This is a genomic window from Tolypothrix sp. VBCCA 56010, from assembly GCF_050875635.1.
Lineage (GTDB): Bacteria > Cyanobacteriota > Cyanobacteriia > Cyanobacteriales > Nostocaceae > Hassallia.
Map to the genome: position 1 here is coordinate 29,972 of NZ_JBPAOH010000048.1, position 16,435 is coordinate 46,406.

The 16,435-nt window shown below is 43.0% G+C and carries 13 protein-coding genes; 9 read left to right on the forward strand and 4 right to left on the reverse strand.

The genetic code is table 11. The features are described from left to right. Positions 1-108: 108 nt before the first annotated feature. From AABK37_RS17860 to AABK37_RS17895, 8 genes are all read left to right on the forward strand, one after another. The gene (locus AABK37_RS17860) at positions 109-3,786 is read left to right on the forward strand and encodes a tetratricopeptide repeat protein (RefSeq protein WP_432552890.1); all 3,678 of its coding nucleotides are present in this window, start codon (positions 109-111) and stop codon (positions 3,784-3,786) included. Between the two features lie 229 nt (positions 3,787-4,015). Beyond that, complete coding sequence (locus AABK37_RS17865; protein WP_432552904.1) at positions 4,016-4,453, forward strand: DUF3574 domain-containing protein; 438 nt, start codon at positions 4,016-4,018, stop codon at positions 4,451-4,453. After that, the gene (locus tag AABK37_RS17870) at positions 4,453-5,133 is read left to right on the forward strand and encodes a DNA-3-methyladenine glycosylase family protein (protein ID WP_432552891.1); all 681 of its coding nucleotides are present in this window, start codon (positions 4,453-4,455) and stop codon (positions 5,131-5,133) included. The genes AABK37_RS17865 and AABK37_RS17870 overlap by 1 nt, the downstream gene beginning before the upstream one ends. Before the next feature lie 42 nt (positions 5,134-5,175). After that, positions 5,176-6,651, forward strand: a complete 1,476-nt coding sequence (gene gatB / locus AABK37_RS17875) for an Asp-tRNA(Asn)/Glu-tRNA(Gln) amidotransferase subunit GatB (RefSeq protein ID WP_432552892.1) — start codon at positions 5,176-5,178, stop codon at positions 6,649-6,651. Positions 6,652-7,642: 991 nt separating this feature from the next. Continuing rightward, complete coding sequence (gene argJ, locus AABK37_RS17880) at positions 7,643-8,956, forward strand: bifunctional ornithine acetyltransferase/N-acetylglutamate synthase (protein ID WP_432552893.1); 1,314 nt, start codon at positions 7,643-7,645, stop codon at positions 8,954-8,956. A gap of 24 nt (positions 8,957-8,980) precedes the next feature. After that, the gene (locus tag AABK37_RS17885) at positions 8,981-9,856 is read left to right on the forward strand and encodes an Rpn family recombination-promoting nuclease/putative transposase (RefSeq protein ID WP_432552894.1); all 876 of its coding nucleotides are present in this window, start codon (positions 8,981-8,983) and stop codon (positions 9,854-9,856) included. A gap of 60 nt (positions 9,857-9,916) precedes the next feature. After that, on the forward strand, positions 9,917-10,459 hold the full coding sequence (locus AABK37_RS17890) for an NB-ARC domain-containing protein (RefSeq protein ID WP_432552895.1): 543 nt from the start codon (positions 9,917-9,919) through the stop codon (positions 10,457-10,459). Continuing rightward, on the forward strand, positions 10,452-11,093 hold the full coding sequence (locus AABK37_RS17895; protein ID WP_432552896.1) for a Uma2 family endonuclease: 642 nt from the start codon (positions 10,452-10,454) through the stop codon (positions 11,091-11,093). The genes AABK37_RS17890 and AABK37_RS17895 overlap by 8 nt, the downstream gene beginning before the upstream one ends. A gap of 143 nt (positions 11,094-11,236) precedes the next feature. Here the strand turns inward: AABK37_RS17895 and AABK37_RS17900 are convergent, their stop codons facing one another. From AABK37_RS17900 to AABK37_RS17910, 3 genes are all read right to left on the reverse strand, one after another. Beyond that, positions 11,237-11,923, reverse strand: coding sequence for a PHP domain-containing protein (locus AABK37_RS17900; RefSeq protein WP_432552897.1), 687 nt, complete (start codon positions 11,921-11,923; stop codon positions 11,237-11,239). A 324-nt stretch (positions 11,924-12,247) separates the two neighbouring features. Continuing rightward, positions 12,248-13,276 carry a phosphoribosylformylglycinamidine cyclo-ligase gene (gene purM / locus AABK37_RS17905; RefSeq protein ID WP_432552898.1) on the reverse strand — a complete coding sequence of 343 codons (1,029 nt, stop codon included), beginning with the start codon at positions 13,274-13,276 and terminating at the stop codon, positions 12,248-12,250. A gap of 214 nt (positions 13,277-13,490) precedes the next feature. Beyond that, positions 13,491-14,396 (reverse strand): LysR substrate-binding domain-containing protein, encoded by a 906-nt coding sequence (locus AABK37_RS17910; RefSeq protein ID WP_432552899.1) that lies wholly within the window; start codon positions 14,394-14,396, stop codon positions 13,491-13,493. Positions 14,397-14,514: 118 nt separating this feature from the next. On the opposite strand from AABK37_RS17910, the gene AABK37_RS17915 reads away from it, so the two are divergent. After that, the gene (locus AABK37_RS17915; protein ID WP_432552900.1) at positions 14,515-15,381 is read left to right on the forward strand and encodes an oxidoreductase; all 867 of its coding nucleotides are present in this window, start codon (positions 14,515-14,517) and stop codon (positions 15,379-15,381) included. A gap of 694 nt (positions 15,382-16,075) precedes the next feature. On the opposite strand, the gene AABK37_RS17920 is transcribed toward AABK37_RS17915, so the two are convergent. Further along, positions 16,076-16,282 (reverse strand): hypothetical protein, encoded by a 207-nt coding sequence (locus AABK37_RS17920; protein WP_432552901.1) that lies wholly within the window; start codon positions 16,280-16,282, stop codon positions 16,076-16,078. Between the last annotated feature and the right edge of the window lie 153 nt (positions 16,283-16,435).

The following is a 16,435-nucleotide window of genomic DNA, read 5'->3' on the forward strand; positions in this document are numbered from 1 at the left end:
CCCATTCCCCATTCCCCTTGATAATCTACTACGTTTTTACGTAATGCTTACTTTTTTTAACACTGCGCTCGTTAAAATCTATGAGAAACAACATCCAGAGTGCGGCAGATGCTCAAGCGGCTAGTTCAGTGGCTTAATAAATTTTGGAAACGCGCCTTTGGCACGAGACGGACTCGTTCTCAAAACCGTATAAAAAGACAAAATGTGGTGCATCAAGCACCGGAATTAACAAACGCCGATCTTGAAGTTTTGTATAACCAACTGCTAGAAGGCGTACATCAGGCACGAGGACAACAGTGGGCGCAGAAATATCTGCAACGGATCGAAAATCGGATTAGTGTTGACCGCTGGCTAGATTGGTTGCTGAGTTTTGGCGAAAAATTGTTAGCATCACCCGCACCGAATAATCAGTTAGCAACGCGAATGGTGCAACTGGGTGAACTTGGTATCGGCATAATTGGCGATCTTTCTTATGACATTGGTATCCGGTTGTTGACGCGGAATTTAGGAGAAATTTATTGGGACGAAAACGAGGAAAATACACAACATACAACGTCTACAGCAATTCTCACCTCTATTGAAATTGGGGATGCGGAAAACTTTGAAGAACTCGAATGGCAGTATGAAGCGGCTGAAACAGAAACTAGTACTGAGGATGTGCCAAGCGCTGACGCAAACCGGGAAATACAAAACGGCGAATTAGTATGGGAGTTTCAAGCGCCAGAAGCTGAAAGTATAACGCCTGCACCAGAGGAAACTCAAAGCGAAGAAGAATTGATAGAAAACTTGAGGGAACTGGTATGGGAGTTTCAAGCGCCAGAAGTTGAAAGTATAATGCCTGTTGTGGAAGAGGTAATAAGCGATCGCTCAATCTCTGTTAACGAAACATTGGCGGAAAACAGCCCAGAAGCATCCGCACAAACAACATATGTGGATGAGTCGCTGGCAAATTTAGAACCAGATGTAGCCCAAACCCTAGATGAGTTGTTGGTCAGATTAGACCAAAGTACCAGTTTAGTCCAGCAACTTGCTTCGGGACTGGCAATTCCAAAAACTGAACCACCACTACTAGTTAGTACTGATACTCAGGCACAAGAATGGTTTTATCAAGGACTTCAACAAGCCAAAACTGGTGATTTGTCAGGGGCGATCGCTTCTTACAATCAAGCTTTACAAATTAACCCGTCTATGTATGAAGTTTGGTTTAATCGAGGTTTGACATTATTTCACTTAGGACACTTTGAAGATGCGATCGCCTCTTATGACAGAGCGTTAGAACTTAAACAAGACTCTCCTAAAGCTTGGTACAATCGAGGCGGCATCTTAGGCGAATTAGGACATTTTGAATCGGCGATCGCTTCGTTTGATGTCGCACTGGAAATTCAGCCAGACTACGAAGAAGCTTGGTCTAGCCGAGGTTTCGCGTTGCTGAAATTAGGAAGGTTATCAGAAGCCGTTTTTAGTTACGACAAAGCACTCTCATTGCAACCAGACGACCCGCAAAACTGGTATTACCGAGGAATTGCCCTCGCCGTAGATCAACGAAACTCGGAAGCGATCGCCTCTTACGACAATGCACTCGATCTAGATCCAGATTATCCCGAAGTTTGGATTGACCGAGGCGTAGTGCTAGGACAATTAGGACAATGGTCAGAAGCAATTGAGTCTTGGGATAAAGCTTTAGAACTTCAACCGCATTTTTACTTAACTTGGTTCAATAGAGGTATCGCCTTAGACAATTTAGGACGGCGAACAGAAGCGATCGCCTCTTATGACAAAGCGATAGAAATCAATCCGGAATTTCACTTAGCTTGGTACAACCAAGCAGTAGCACTGTTTCATATCGGAGAATTTGTAGAAGCGATCGCCGCTTATGATGGTGCTTTGCAACTTCAACCAGATTACTGGGAAGCTTGGATTGGTCGAGGTACATCCGCAGGAATGGCAGTAAATCCGATTTTGAAAGAAGGCGATTATGATGCAAAATTGATTAGTTACCAAGCCGGATTGGACTATGTTCGCCAAGATACACACCAAGAAGGTTGGGGAAGATTGCATTTAGCGATCGCCAACGCACACTACGACCGAGGAAAAAGACATCCCGCACCCCACTATTATTGGCATCAAGCCGTATCTGAGTACAATCAGGCGCTTTTAACCCTCACACAAGAAGATTTTCCCCAATTGCATCTAGAAGTATTGCAAAACTTGATTAAAGCGCTTTTAGGTTTGGGGGAAATCACATACGCACAAGAACTATTACAATACGCTACAGATGTATGGCAACATTTATTAAATGAACCAAGTTCTCAAGAAAGTAAAAAACAATTAGCTTTGAAATTTGCTGGTTTTGGACAGTTAGCAGTTGATTTAGCTATACAATCTGGCGAATGGCGACAAGCTTTAGAAATCGCCGAATACAACAAAAATGCTTGTTTAACTTGGCTGATTTTTGGTTGGACTGATGACATCTCTTCACCTAATTATGCGGAAATTCAACAACTACTTAATCCGACAACCGCAATCATTTACTGGCATATCAGCCCTTACGCTTTACGCACCTTCATAATCAAAGATAATGCCCCAGAACCCATCCCCGTCTTTACACCCATAATTAGTGCCGCAGTAAGTGATGAATTTCCCCTACCTGAAGCCGTGCAAATTTTGGTGGAATTAGAAGATTGGTTAGACGATTGGAATCAACAATATCAGGAATATCGCAGCTTAGATCAAGACAAACAAAGCAAAGATAATCATTCCTGGTTAGTGGATATGGAACAGAGGCTTTTGCATCTGAAAAATATCCTTAATATTTCCACCATTGAACACGAACTTGAAGGCATCAACCAATTAATATTAATTCCCCACCGCGACTTACATAGATTTCCTCTTCATGCTCTTTTCAATATTTATTCTGAGTCAGAATCGCCGATAAATGCAAATTACACAATTACCTATTTGCCAAGCGCTCAAATCGGCTTATCTCTAAATTACCAACTAGAACCCCAGGCAAATGAAGAGAAATTATTAAGTATTGAACATCCCAACAGTACAGTTTATCCGCCACTAAAATTTGCCAAACTTGAATCGGAAACTATTAGCCAAATGTTTGATAATCCCAAACGACTCCAAGGAGCGCAAGCGACTAAAAATGTAGTAGAATCTGCCTTATCTTGTGATTACAATATATTTCATTTTACAGGTCATGGAATCGACAATTTTATTGAGCCGAAAAAATCACAATTGGTATTATCAGGTGAAGATAAACTAACCTTAGAAGAAATCTACCAAAAGACACTTGCAAGCTACAATTTAGTTACTCTCTCAGCTTGCGAAACTGCTATTACTACCAAGCAAACCATCACCACCGAGTATCTAGGTTTAGCGAATGGTTTTTTAAGTCGTGGTTCTGCTCATGTAATTAGTACCTTGTGGACTGTAGAATCAACTGCAAATGCCTTATTGATGATTGAGTATTATCGACGACGACAGCCAAACAAATTAGAAGCAACAGCCTTGGCAGAAGCCACAAAATGGCTAAAAGAACTAACAGTTGGAGAATTGAAAAAATGGTATGAAGATTTGCTAAACACTTTGCCTGCCGATGAATTGAGAATTAAAGCGTATTTAGCAACAGAAATGTATAGAACTAGAAAACTCGCAGCAGATGAAAAGCTTTACAATCACCCTTACTACTGGGCAGCATTCACAATTGCAGGTAAACTAATTGCCGTCAAAGAATCAAATTACCTAGAAGATTTTTACACTTTAATACTCGACCAATAATTTTAAGAATTTCTTCTTCGTAGTGAGCGATGAATCGCTCAATCGCTCATTACAAGATTAAATCTCTAGAAACCTTCTATTCAAACGATTTTATAAATAGTAGAGTGCGCTTCAGCGCATTTGAAAACGTGGTTTTGAGCAACGATTTTTTGCGCTATAACTTCCTGTGATTAATAGTGTCTTATACTTAGTTGACGCTACAAGCTTCACTAAAATCGATTTAATGACAATGCAAAAAAGTGTAAACAGCCTAATTCTTACAAGCTTACTTTTTATCGCCCCTGTTCACACAAATACATTTGTTCGCGCACAGTCACCACAGACATCTACTCAAAATTCCACTGAAAAGATTTTCACAAAAGATGAGTTGTACTTCGGCTTATCCAAATTAGGAGGAGATACAATATCAGAGTTAGAATGGCAGCTATTTTTGAACCGTGTAGTTACACCCCGCTTTCGTGAAGGATTAACTGTAATAGATGCATACGGGCAATATCTAAATAGTTCTGGAAAACTGACCAGAGAAAAAACCAAGTTAGTCATTTTGATTTACGAAAATAGCCGCACTAAAAATCAGATGATTGAAGAGGTGATAGCAAGTTATAAGCGAAAATTTCAACAGGAATCTGTTTTGCGCGTAACTAGCACTGTTAAGGTATCTTTCTAATGTTATCGCCAAAAATTTTAACTGAAGATAATTTTGCTGACGGTTTGAACTTTCTGATATCACGAGATTCAGACTTGGCGGAAATTTTCACTCGCTTTGGTACACCACCGCTTTGGGTACGCGAACCCGGTTTTTCTACACTTATTCAAATTATTTTAGAACAACAAGTTTCTCTCGCATCAGCAAAAGCAGTTTATACTCGTTTGCAAGCAGCTATATCTCCAATTACTCCAGAGTTATTTCTGCAACTTGATGATGTCGAAATCAAACAAATTGGATTTAGTCGGCAAAAAACTCTTTACGCACGCACATTAGCACAATCTATCATTGCAGGACAGCTTGATTTATCTAGCCTCAGCACGATGGATGATGAAGAAGTACGCACTGTGTTGAAAAAACTTAAAGGTATCGGCGATTGGACAGTTGATATATATTTAATGATGGCACTCAGGCGATCGGATAGTTTACCCAAAGGTGACTTGGGGTTAATATTAGCTATACAGAAGGTTAAACGATTAGAACATCGACCTTCATCGGCAGAAATTGAACTTATAGCTGAAATTTGGCGACCTTGGAGAGCAGTAGCCACGCGGTTATTATGGCATTATTATCTCAGTGAGCGGCAATCTCGCATCATTCAGCGCGGTTTTAAGAGTCAGCGACAGTCACCAGAAGGCTAAAATAGTACCTTAAAGAAGGATTATGCCCAAGCAAATAATTATATGACTTCATCTGCTCTTGTAAAAACTGAGTACGAAGCGATTATTGGTCTAGAAACCCATTGTCAGCTCAGTACTAACACCAAGATTTTCTCTAATAGTTCTACCGCTTTTGGTGCTGACCCCAATACTAACATTGACCCGGTTTGTATGGGTCTACCTGGAGTATTACCCGTACTCAACGAAAAAGTATTGGAATACGCTGTGAAAGCGGGTTTAGCCCTAAATTGCCAAATCGCTAAATATAGCAAGTTTGACCGCAAACAGTATTTTTATCCGGATTTACCGAAAAATTACCAAATTTCTCAATACGACTTACCGATCGCTGAACATGGCTGGTTAGAAATTGAGTTAGTCGATGCTAATGGTAATCCGCTGCGGAAAAAAATCGGCATCACTCGTCTGCACATGGAAGAAGATGCCGGAAAATTAGTTCACGCGGGAAGCGATCGCCTTAGTGGTTCTACTTATTCTCTGGTAGACTACAATCGAGCAGGTGTGCCTTTGGTAGAAATTGTCTCGGAACCAGATTTGCGTTCCGGACAAGAAGCTGCTGAATATGCTCAAGAATTACGCCGCATTCTCCGCTATATCGGCGTGAGTGATGGTAACATGCAAGAAGGTTCTCTCCGCTGTGATGTCAATATCTCTGTGCGTCCGATTGGACAAAGAGAGTTTGGCACGAAGGTGGAAATTAAGAACATGAACTCTTTCAACGCCATTCAAAGAGCGATAGAATACGAAATCGAACGCCAAATAGCCGCAGTAGAAGCAGGCGATCGCATTATTCAAGAAACTCGTCTTTGGGAAGAAACTTCTCAACGCACTATTAGTATGCGCGTTAAAGAAGGAAGCAGCGATTATCGCTATTTCCCAGAACCAGATTTAGCACCAATTGAGGTGACTAACGAACAATTAGCCGCTTGGCGCAGTACACTGCCAGAGTTACCAGCAGAAAAACGCCAGCGCTATGAATCTGATTTGGGACTTTCACCTTACGATGCACGGGTGTTAACTGAGGAAAGCAATGTTGCTGCGTATTTTGAAGAGGCGATCGCACTTGGTGCAAATCCCAAACAAGCTGCTAACTGGATTATGGGCGATATCGCCGCCTACCTCAACAAGCAAAAACTCAGCATCACCGAAATTGCCCTTACTCCTACCAACTTAGCAAAAGTTATCACCCTCATTGAAAAGGGTACCATCGGCAGTAACAAAGCAAAAGAAAAATTACCAGAGTTGCTAGCTGGTAATTCTCCAGATAAAGTATTTAAAGGTGAAGAGAAAATCTCTGACGCTAGCGTACTCGAACCGATTATTGACCAAATCATCGCCGCCAATCCCAAAGAACTAGAAAAATACAAAAGCGGTAAAACCAACCTCAAAGGCTTCTTTGTCGGACAAGTTCTCAAACAAACTGGTGGACGCGCAGATCCAAAACTGACTAACGAATTAGTAGATCAAAAGTTGAACGCTTAGAGAAAAAGACAAGGGGACAAGGGGGACAGGGAGACAAGGGAGACAAGTAGGGGTGGGGTTCCCCCACCCAATGCCCAATGCGATAGGGCCCAATGCGATAGGGCCCAATGCCCCATTTCCCCCCTTCACTGTATTTTCCCCGATACTTCTTCACAATAATTTGATAAAACTTACATAAAAGATGGGTGCAACACCTCAGTCCAAAAATGCTATACTGTGATAATTAGATGCACCCTGATGATCTGGAGAGCTGCCCAAGTGGCTCTCCTTTTTCATTTTTAGAATTCTGGGAGAAATTGCGTCGAACTAATTTTCCGAAAAAACTTGTTAGGGGGTATTGCACCTCACCCCAGATGTGATAGTATATGTTAAGTAGATGCACCCTGATGATCTGGAGAGCCACCCAAGTAGCTCTCCTTTTTCGTTTTTATGGTTGCCAAAGAAATTGCTTACAAAAGATTAGGGTGTCGGGGGTAGGGTGTAGGGTGTAGGGAAAGAAAAAGATCATATGCGGGGTGGGTTTAAAGCCCACCAGAAATAAAAGATGTATTTCCAGACACGCAGTGCAACGAAATACGGTGTCCTTGTTTCAATCCCACGTTTTTAAGCGTGGGTCCCCACACCCCACACCCCGCACCCTACACCCTTTTGAGGCTCATATCTTGCACATACCACAGTCAACGCAGAAAATAGAAAGTGGTCTAATCGGTGTATGTGAAAACCACTGTAATCCAAAATCCCAAATCAAAAATAAAAAAATTGCTAGGGGGTATTGCACCTCACCCCAGATGTGGTATTATATGTTAAGTAGATGCACCCTGATGATCTGGAGAGCCACCCAAGTAGCTCTCCTTTTTCGTTTTTGTCCTAAATTTGCCAGCGTTTCAAATAGGCAAGTTATTAATAACTAACAAATTATCACTCTTTGGGTAACGAAGACTTGATATAATCGCCCCTCAAGCAAAGAGTAATAGTTGAAGGGATACGAATAATGAATGACTGGCAGGAAATTACTGGTGGTGTGACAGCACCTAGAGGTTATCGGGCAGCAGGAATTACCGCAGGTTTGAAACCTTCGGGATTGCCGGATTTGGCTTTGATAGTATCAGATGTAGAGGCGATCGCAGCTGGTGTATTCACCACCTGTCAAGTAAAAGCTGCGTGTGTAGATTATTGTCGCCAACGCTTGCAAGCAAAGCATAGCGCTCGTGCTATACTCTGCAACGCGGGACAAGCAAATGCGGCAACGGGTAACGAAGGTTGGTTAGATGCTTTAGAATGTGCGATGCTATTAGGGCAAGAGCTAAATATGCCTTCAGAATCGATTCTGCTTGCTTCTACAGGTGTAATCGGTCAGAGAATTAAGATGGAACCCTTGCGGAGTGGGATTGGTAAGCTGGTGGCAGCATTATCAGAAACAGGTTCAGATGCAGCAGCTGGGGCGATTATTACTACCGATTTAGTCACAAAATCGATTGCATTAGAGACAAGTATAGGCGATCGCCCGGTACGAATTGGCGGCATTGCCAAAGGTTCGGGAATGATTCATCCGAATATGGCAACTATGTTAGCATTTGTCACTTGTGATGCGGCAGTTGCACCTACTCTGTGGCAACAAATGTTAAGTCGGGCAGCAGATAGAAGCTTTAATTCGATTACCGTGGATGGTGATACTAGTACCAATGATAGCTTGATAGCGCTTGCCAACGGTCAATCTCGCACCCCAGCAATTACGGAAATGGGTGCAGAAGCGGAAAAATTAGAAGCGATGTTAACAGCAGTATGCCAGCATTTAGCGAAAGCGATCGCTCGTGATGGTGAAGGTGCAACTTGTCTGATTGAAGTGCAAGTTAGTGGTGCAACCGATGAACAAGCAGCGAATCAAATCGCTAAAACCATCGCCAGCTCATCTTTAGTTAAGTCTGCCATATTTGGACGCGATCCAAACTGGGGACGCATCGCTGCTGCTGCTGGACGTGCGGGTATTCCTTTTGAGCAAGAAAACCTGCAAATTAAATTAGGGGATTTCTTGATGATGGAGAATGGTCAACCTTTAGCTTTTGATCGCAATGCAGCGAGTGCTTATTTGAAAGAAGCAGCAGCGAATGCTTCTAAACCACAAGATATGATGGCTACGAATATGAGTAATGATTTGTCGGGGGATAGAAGTACAATCAAAGCTCAAAGTTTAGATAATCCGGTGATAATTGCAGTCAGCGTTGGTAATGGACACGGTTCGGGTAAAGCTTGGGGTTGTGATTTGAGTTACGACTATGTGAAGATTAACGCCGAGTATACAACTTAATGCACCCAGTGGTGCAGAGGAAAGATGGCTAAAGCAGCAGATATCGGTGGGAAGCGTTTAATTAGTTTAGCGCCAGATGCTTGGGTAAAATGGGTAACGCAGTCCCCCGATGTCTTGGCTAGAGAAATTCTGGCTTCGGAATTTCAGTGGGTTAGCCGAGAAAGCGATGTTGTAGTTAAAGCTTACCATCCGCAAATCGGGGATTTTTTGGTGTTGAACGAGTTACAATTGCGTTACAACACCCGTCTACCTCGGCGAATGCGTGCTTATGCGGCACTGGCAGAGGAAAGATATAATTTACCAGTTTACCCGGTACTGATTAACATTTTGCCTCCATCGGAGACAATGGAAATTGTCAGCGGCTATGAATCCCAGGTTTTAGGGTTACAAGCGCGTCAAGATTATCGGGTGATTAATTTGTGGGAAGTTGACGCACAGATTGTTTTTCAACAACCTTTACCATCCTTACTTCCTTTTGTGCCTGTGTTGAAAGGTGGGGATGAAATCGCGGTGGTACAGCAAGCTGTACAAGCTTTACGTGCTGATGAACAATTAAATGAACTAGAACCGCTATTAGCCTTTTTTGCTAGCTTTGTATTGTCTAGTCCTTTAGTGCAGCAAATTATGAGGTGGGATATGGCTGTGTTACAAGAATCTCCCTGGTATCAAGAAATTTTGCAGCAAGGAGAGATACGAGGAGAAACACGAGGAGAAACACGAGGTTTACTTTCTGCTATTGAATTGGGTTTGGAATTGAAATTTGGCTCTCAAGGGTTACAGTTAATGCCAGAAATCTCGCAAATTACCGATTTAGATGTATTAAGGGCGATTCGGGAAGGGTTGCGGACAATGAATTCTCTAGAGGAAATTCGACAAATTTATACAATAAATGAAACATGAATTTTCTCGAATCTCCCTTCGGGTTCGCCACTTCGACGGGACGGAAACCGACACCGCCGAGTGGACTCACCGCAACGCATTTCTGTAGTTGGGACTAGCGGTTCTGGTAAGACGACTTTGGCAAAGCAAATTTCGCAGCGTCTTACCATTCCTCATGTAGAACTAGATTATCTGCACTGGCAACCGAATTGGGTGGAAGTGCCGAATGATGTGATGAGAGAAAAACTTTCTCAAGCACTTTCGGGCAACAGTTGGGTAGTAGATGGAAATTATAGCATGGTGCGCGATATTGTTTGGGGAAAAGCTGATACAGTTGTTTGGTTAGATTATTCTTTCCCAGTGGTAATAAGTCGTGTAGTTTGGCGGACATTTCAGCGCGTGGTGAAGCAACAAGAAGTCTGCAATGGCAATCGTGAAACTTGGAAAACTACCTTCAGCCGTGATTCAATAATTTTATGGGCGCTTCAAACTTATCATAAAAATCGCAGGCAATATGCGCTACTATTGCAAAAACCTGAGTATGCACATCTTAATATAGTGCATTTGCGATCGCCTGCATCTGCACAAAATTGGTTATCACTAATTCCAACGTATTATGAGTAACTTACAAACAAAAATACCGACTGATACCTGGGTTGCCGCAACGTGGGATGAATACATCCAAGAAATTGAAAATCCGGCACGCGAAAAAGCCAAAGGCTACTACTACAACGCCAAAATGAGGATTGAAATGCCACCAATAGGTAATGACCACGCTAGCGATCATACAATAATTATTGTTGCTGCTAGCAACTACGCAGCTATTAAAAACATTCCCATGAATGGCAAGGATAACTGCACTTACCGAAAAACAGGCTTTAATGAGGCGCAACCTGATGTATCTTACTACATTGGTGAAAATGCTGATGTAATTCCTTGGGGAACTTCCATTATCAACCTCGATAACTATCCACCGCCAAATTTAGTGATTGAAGTTGCAAATACAACTCTAGCAGATGATAAAGGTGAAAAACGTCTGCTGTATGAAGAATTAGGAGTAGATGAATACTGGATTATAGATGTGCGGAATGTCCAAGTTATTGCTTTTGCGGTAGAAAATGGCGGTAGTCGCAAAATTACTCAATCTCAGGTTTTACCTGGTTTAGCAATTTCTGTTTTAGAAGAAGCTTTTCGACGTACTCGACAAATGAATCAAAGCCAAGTTGTTGCTTGGTTATTATCGCAATTTCAGGAATAATATAGTCATTAAAACAGAAAAACAGGCAATTAAGTAGGGTTCGTAATGAGCGATTTATCGCTCTGGCGTTTTAAGGACGCGCATTCCTTACTACGAGTTGACATTTAATTTAGTTCTCCTACTTAACCGCTTTTTCATCATCTTTATAATCGTTGCAGCAGACTTAAACCGTGGGTATCAGTACCACAAGTGTTGTAAAGATTAAATTCATTAGCTAGCTGTTGTACCTGTTTTGATTCTAAGGCACTTGCTCGCCAAGGATTAGGATTATTGTAGGCGTAAAACGTTTCCACACCATCAATACCAGCCTCAGCAGCTGCGGGAATTAAATCAAAATGCGATCGCCTATAACGAGCTGGATGAGCGAGTACCGCTAATCCCCCAGCATTGTGAATCGCTGCAATCACATTAGCTATCTGATAATCTTCGCCAGTAGCAATCTTTCTTTGCAGATAGCGTTTTATACTGGGATGTTCTGGTTCAAAAGCATAACCCAAAATGTGAACTTCCACATTCAAACATGTGGCATTAATTTCTACACCACTCCACAGGTGAGGAGAATTTGCACCTGGGTTGTTCCACTTCCAGTCTTCTAACCAAGTTTGCGCTGCTTGGTAGCCGTTAATACTATGATGGTCTGTGATGGCAAATCCTTTTAAACCAATAGCGATCGCCTGTTCCATCAATGCAGCCGGCTGCAACCTGCCATCAGAATGGACAGTATGCATGTGAAAGTTAAAACACCTCGGACAGCTTTGTGCGTCGATGTTCTGGAATACTTCTTTTAAAAGTTCCCTGGAAGTAGAAGTCCGGGCAAAATTTACAACCATAACCCCTTTTGAAAAGTATGCAATCTAACACTCAACAAGATAGATTTACAGATGACAAACACCAGCACTGTAAATCAGTGTTGGAGCCGCTATTTTTTCAGCTTCATCAGCAAATTTTTTCAATATGTTAAGACTACGTTAGCAAATTAAAAGGCTGACGGTCATGAGTATTTTCGATGGTAGTTATGATAAAAGGTAACAATTAGAGTAAGTAACCTACGTACAATACGCAGGTAAGATCGAGCGGTAATTGTACTTCCGCATAAAGAGAAGCTTTGTAACTAAGAAAAAAGTAATCAGTATATAAACAGAAAATCCTATATTTTAGTATGGTAATTCTAATAATTCGCCTGAACCAGCAATTACCTGTGCGATCGCATGAGCCGAAATATCCTGTGATTGAAAGTAATTAATCGTCTGTTCTACTTGATTTGGTGGAACTAGCAAGACAAATCCAATCCCCATATTGAAAGTGTTATACATCGCTTCTGGACTAACTGAACCAGTTTCAGCTAGCCACTGAAATACAGGAGGAATAGTCCAACTATCGGGGTTAATTTTAATCGCTTGATTTTTCCCCAAGCATCGCGGTAAATTTTCTGGTAATCCACCACCAGTAATGTGCGCCATACCGTGAATTTCTAAGCCTGCTTGACGCGCAGCAAGAACCGATTTGACGTAAATGCGGGTAGGTGTGAGAAAAGTTTCGCCTAAAGATTGACCGTTGAGTAATTCGGGGCGATCGCTCCAAGATAAATTGCCTTCATTGATAATCTTTCTCACCAAACTAAAGCCATTGCTGTGGACACCACTGCTAGGGAGTGCGATCGCTACATCTCCTATTTGCACCTGAGAACCATCTAGCATCTGGCTTTTTTCGACAATTCCCACACAAAAGCCAGCCAAGTCATACTCACCCAAAGAGTAAAAACCTGGCATTTCTGCGGTTTCTCCTCCCAGCAAAGCACAACCAGCCAGCTTACATCCAGAAGCTATACCTGCAACCACCTGAGTTAATTGCTCTTTTTCTAACTTCCCTGTAGCGACATAATCTAAAAAAAACAGCGGTTCGGCGCCAGATGTCAGCACATCATTAACGCACATCGCTACCAAATCAATACCAACAGTATCATGGCGATTAACAGCAGAAGCGATTTTCAGCTTCGTACCCACACCATCCGTCCCGGAAACCAAAACTGGTTCCTTGAAACCCCCAGGTAGTTGAAAGCAGCCACCAAAGCCACCCAATCCCCCAATTACTTCCGGTCGAAAGGTGCTGTGAACCAAATTGCGAATTTGATCTACAAAAGCTCGACCAGCCTCTACATCAACTCCTGCATCCCGATAATCCATAACACTTAGTCAATAGTCATTCTTTCCACAGTAGATGAGTATAGAGTCAAAAGTCCATCATCGGTAAGTTTTTGACCAAGTAGATGGGCATAAATAAACGCTTCGTCAGGTAATATATGGAAAAAGTCCAATGATTCAATAGTTAGGCTGCTTCAGGTTACTGCTGAGACAGTACTTGGAGGCTCCGCAGGTGAGGTGATTGATCCCTAACTGCTCACGTATCATCATGATTTGCCTTCCATTGTGTCGTCTTCCGTGCCAAGCTGAGAAATGCTCTTATTACTGGAGAGGAATCATGCTGCCGCCAAGCAAGATAGAGTCCGGTCTTAGGTGTCTCCTCTTGTAAGGGTCTGTAAATGACTCCCCTTCTGTGGAAGTTTTGCAAGGAGGCGGGAACGAAAGCGATGCCCAGTCCTGCTGCAACCAAGCCGATGATTGTTTGCATCTGAACTGCCTCTTGAGCAACTTTCGGACGAAATCCAGCTTGTTGACAAATGTTAATAATCTGCTCGTAAAAGATGGGTCCCATTTTGGCAGGAAATAGGATAAATAATTCATCTGCCAAAGCAAAGAGAGACACTTTAGTCTGGGCAGAGAGCGGATGGGTTTGTGGCAACGCCAATACCAATGATTCTTGCAAAATGCATTTCACACTCAAACCTGGCTCGATGATGGCAGAACGAACAATGCCGACATCAACCTGTTTGTGATGCAGGGCTTGAATTTGCTCTTGCGTCGTCAGTTCATGCAATCGTAGTTCTACAGCAGGAAACTGTTCTCGAAAGACACTTAAAATATCTGGCAGTACGGTATACGTTGCAGATCCGACAAATCCGATCGCCAACCTTCCAACCTCACCCCGTCCTATCTGTTGTGTCACTTCGATTGCCTGTTCGAGTTGCGCTAACACTCCATAGGAGCGCTCTAAAAACACTTTGCCTGCTTCAGTCAGATGCACTTGCCGCTTCGTTCGTTCAAACAGCTTGACTCCTAGTTCATCTTCCAAACCGCGAATCTGCTGGCTAAGTGGGGGTTGGGAAATGTGCAACCGCTCCGCTGCTCGACTAAAGTGTAGTTCCTCAGCCACCGCGATGAAGTAGTGCAGGTGCCGTAATTCCATCGTACTTATATGTCTAACCTATTAATCTTAGTCAAATATATATTGGACAGTTGCATGGCTGTCTCCTATCGTAAGAAATATGAGGCGCGTCTCATGGATTTTGTATTGGAGAAAACAAATGAACGCAGACAAAAATCGTGTCGCTCCTAAAGTTTGGTTGATTACAGGATGTTCAACAGGATTCGGACGTGCCCTAGCAGAAGCTGTGTTGAAGAAGGGCGACCACCTGCTGGCTACTGCTCGCGAACCAGAGCAAATTCGCGCTTTGATTGAGCACTATCCAGAGACCGCAAAGGCTATACGTCTGGATGTAACACTATCCCAAGACATACAAGCAGCCGTTGATGCCGCGATCGCCACATTTGGTCGAATTGATGTGCTGGTCAACAATGCTGGCTATGGATTGATTGGAACACTTGAAGAAGTCAGTGATACTGATATTCGCCAACAGTTTGAAACAAACTTCTTTGGAGCACTCCGTCTAATGCGAGCTGTCTTGCCTTTGATGCGTCAGCAAGGCAGCGGTCACATTGTGAATATGTCATCCACAGCAGGATTAGTGGGGTTTGGCGGAAGCAGTATCTACTGTGGCACTAAATTTGCCCTGGAAGGCACGTCTGAAGCCCTGGCTAAAGAAGTCGAATCCTTTGGAATTAAAGTGACTTTAATTGAACCTGGAGCATTTCGCACAGACTTCAACGGACGCTCTCTGGCAGCAGCCGAACAATCCATTGATGCCTATGCTCCGGTGAGCGGTGCCTCATTGCAGTGGTTCAAAGATATGGATGGTAAGCAACTTGGCAATCCACGATCAGCGGCGCAAGCCATCATTCAAGCTGTGGAAAGTCCTCATCCACCGATGCGACTGGCGTTAGGCACGGATGCCATGAGCCTGATTCAGGAAAAACTGTCAGGGGTCAAAACGGATTTGGATGCTTGGCAGCAGGTTACTGTAAGTACGGATTATACAGATAGTAACAACTGAGGTAATCGTTGGGTAGCTAAGTTCTGAGCTAGTCATGAGACGGTGCATACGCCCACTAAAGTTCAGAATTTAAGTCAGGAAGAATTAAGCAATTTTACTTAATAATTAAGTAGCTATTACTACTGAAAGCGGGCGAGGTTTGGGGGCAGCCTATGCCCGCCTGCTTGCGGAAAGAGGAACGCGAGTCGTTATACATGACGCAGGCGTTAACAAAGATGGAACCGGATTCGATCCGAACGTGGCGGTTGATGCTGCAAGCAGGATTCGAGAAGCAGGTGGAGTTGCGTTCCCGAGCAACGTAATCCTTGATAGTAGAGATAACTGCCGAAGAAAGAGTGGAAACTACGCTCTCGAAGTTTGGTCGCCTCGACATCTTGATCCACAATGCGGATCGAGATTATTGGCGGGAGAGTAGTTGAAAGGATGTGGGTAAGGGGCGATCGCTTTTCTCCCCAACGCCTTCGGTGAATGAGAGCAATTGCTCAATCTAGAATCATTCATCGTCGAGTATACCCGCAGCCTAACAAATCACTGCACCGGAACGGAGCGTAGGTTATCTGTTGAGTTGCAAAGATTATTCCCGTCCGTGAGTTCAACCGTTACGTGTAAATCAAACGACCGTTTGTTTGACACTTGGGCTTTGTAAAGAGAAGATGGCGTTTCAGCCCTCAAACTGTGTAAAACAACTAACTAATCAAAATACCTCATTTTCAATACCGCGCCACCACTCGCCCAAATTCATCAAGTCTTCGTGTATGTCTGCTAATTCACTAGCGTAGTCATTTTCTGAAAGCGTCGCTTGACGTTCTTGGAGTTTTTTCAGTCGCAGTTGCACCAACAGCCAAGGTTTAGTGATGCTATTCGTGGCTTCGATGTATTGCGCTAATTCTTCGCTATTCATAAATTTTGATTTTTATTGCACTACCTTTTAAGATACAAGTTATGTAGCAATCCGTTTATAGCAATTCTCGGTTACGTGAGGTACACCCGTAGGGGCACGGCAGTGCCGTGCCCCTACACGCGACGATATAATGTTGTACCGCATCTGAATGGG

Coding starts and splice junctions, on each gene's coding strand:
- AABK37_RS17900 (WP_432552897.1), bottom strand. CDS start 11,923: ATGGTTGTAAATTTTGCCCGGACTTCTACTTCCAGGGAACTTTTAAAA.
- AABK37_RS17910 (WP_432552899.1), bottom strand. CDS start 14,396: ATGGAATTACGGCACCTGCACTACTTCATCGCGGTGGCTGAGGAACTA.
- argJ (WP_432552893.1), top strand. CDS start 7,643: ATGAATGACTGGCAGGAAATTACTGGTGGTGTGACAGCACCTAGAGGT.
- gatB (WP_432552892.1), top strand. CDS start 5,176: ATGACTTCATCTGCTCTTGTAAAAACTGAGTACGAAGCGATTATTGGT.
- AABK37_RS17865 (WP_432552904.1), top strand. CDS start 4,016: ATGCAAAAAAGTGTAAACAGCCTAATTCTTACAAGCTTACTTTTTATC.
- AABK37_RS17920 (WP_432552901.1), bottom strand. CDS start 16,282: ATGAATAGCGAAGAATTAGCGCAATACATCGAAGCCACGAATAGCATC.
- AABK37_RS17860 (WP_432552890.1), top strand. CDS start 109: ATGCTCAAGCGGCTAGTTCAGTGGCTTAATAAATTTTGGAAACGCGCC.
- AABK37_RS17870 (WP_432552891.1), top strand. CDS start 4,453: ATGTTATCGCCAAAAATTTTAACTGAAGATAATTTTGCTGACGGTTTG.
- AABK37_RS17915 (WP_432552900.1), top strand. CDS start 14,515: ATGAACGCAGACAAAAATCGTGTCGCTCCTAAAGTTTGGTTGATTACA.
- purM (WP_432552898.1), bottom strand. CDS start 13,276: ATGGATTATCGGGATGCAGGAGTTGATGTAGAGGCTGGTCGAGCTTTT.
- AABK37_RS17885 (WP_432552894.1), top strand. CDS start 8,981: ATGGCTAAAGCAGCAGATATCGGTGGGAAGCGTTTAATTAGTTTAGCG.
- AABK37_RS17895 (WP_432552896.1), top strand. CDS start 10,452: ATGAGTAACTTACAAACAAAAATACCGACTGATACCTGGGTTGCCGCA.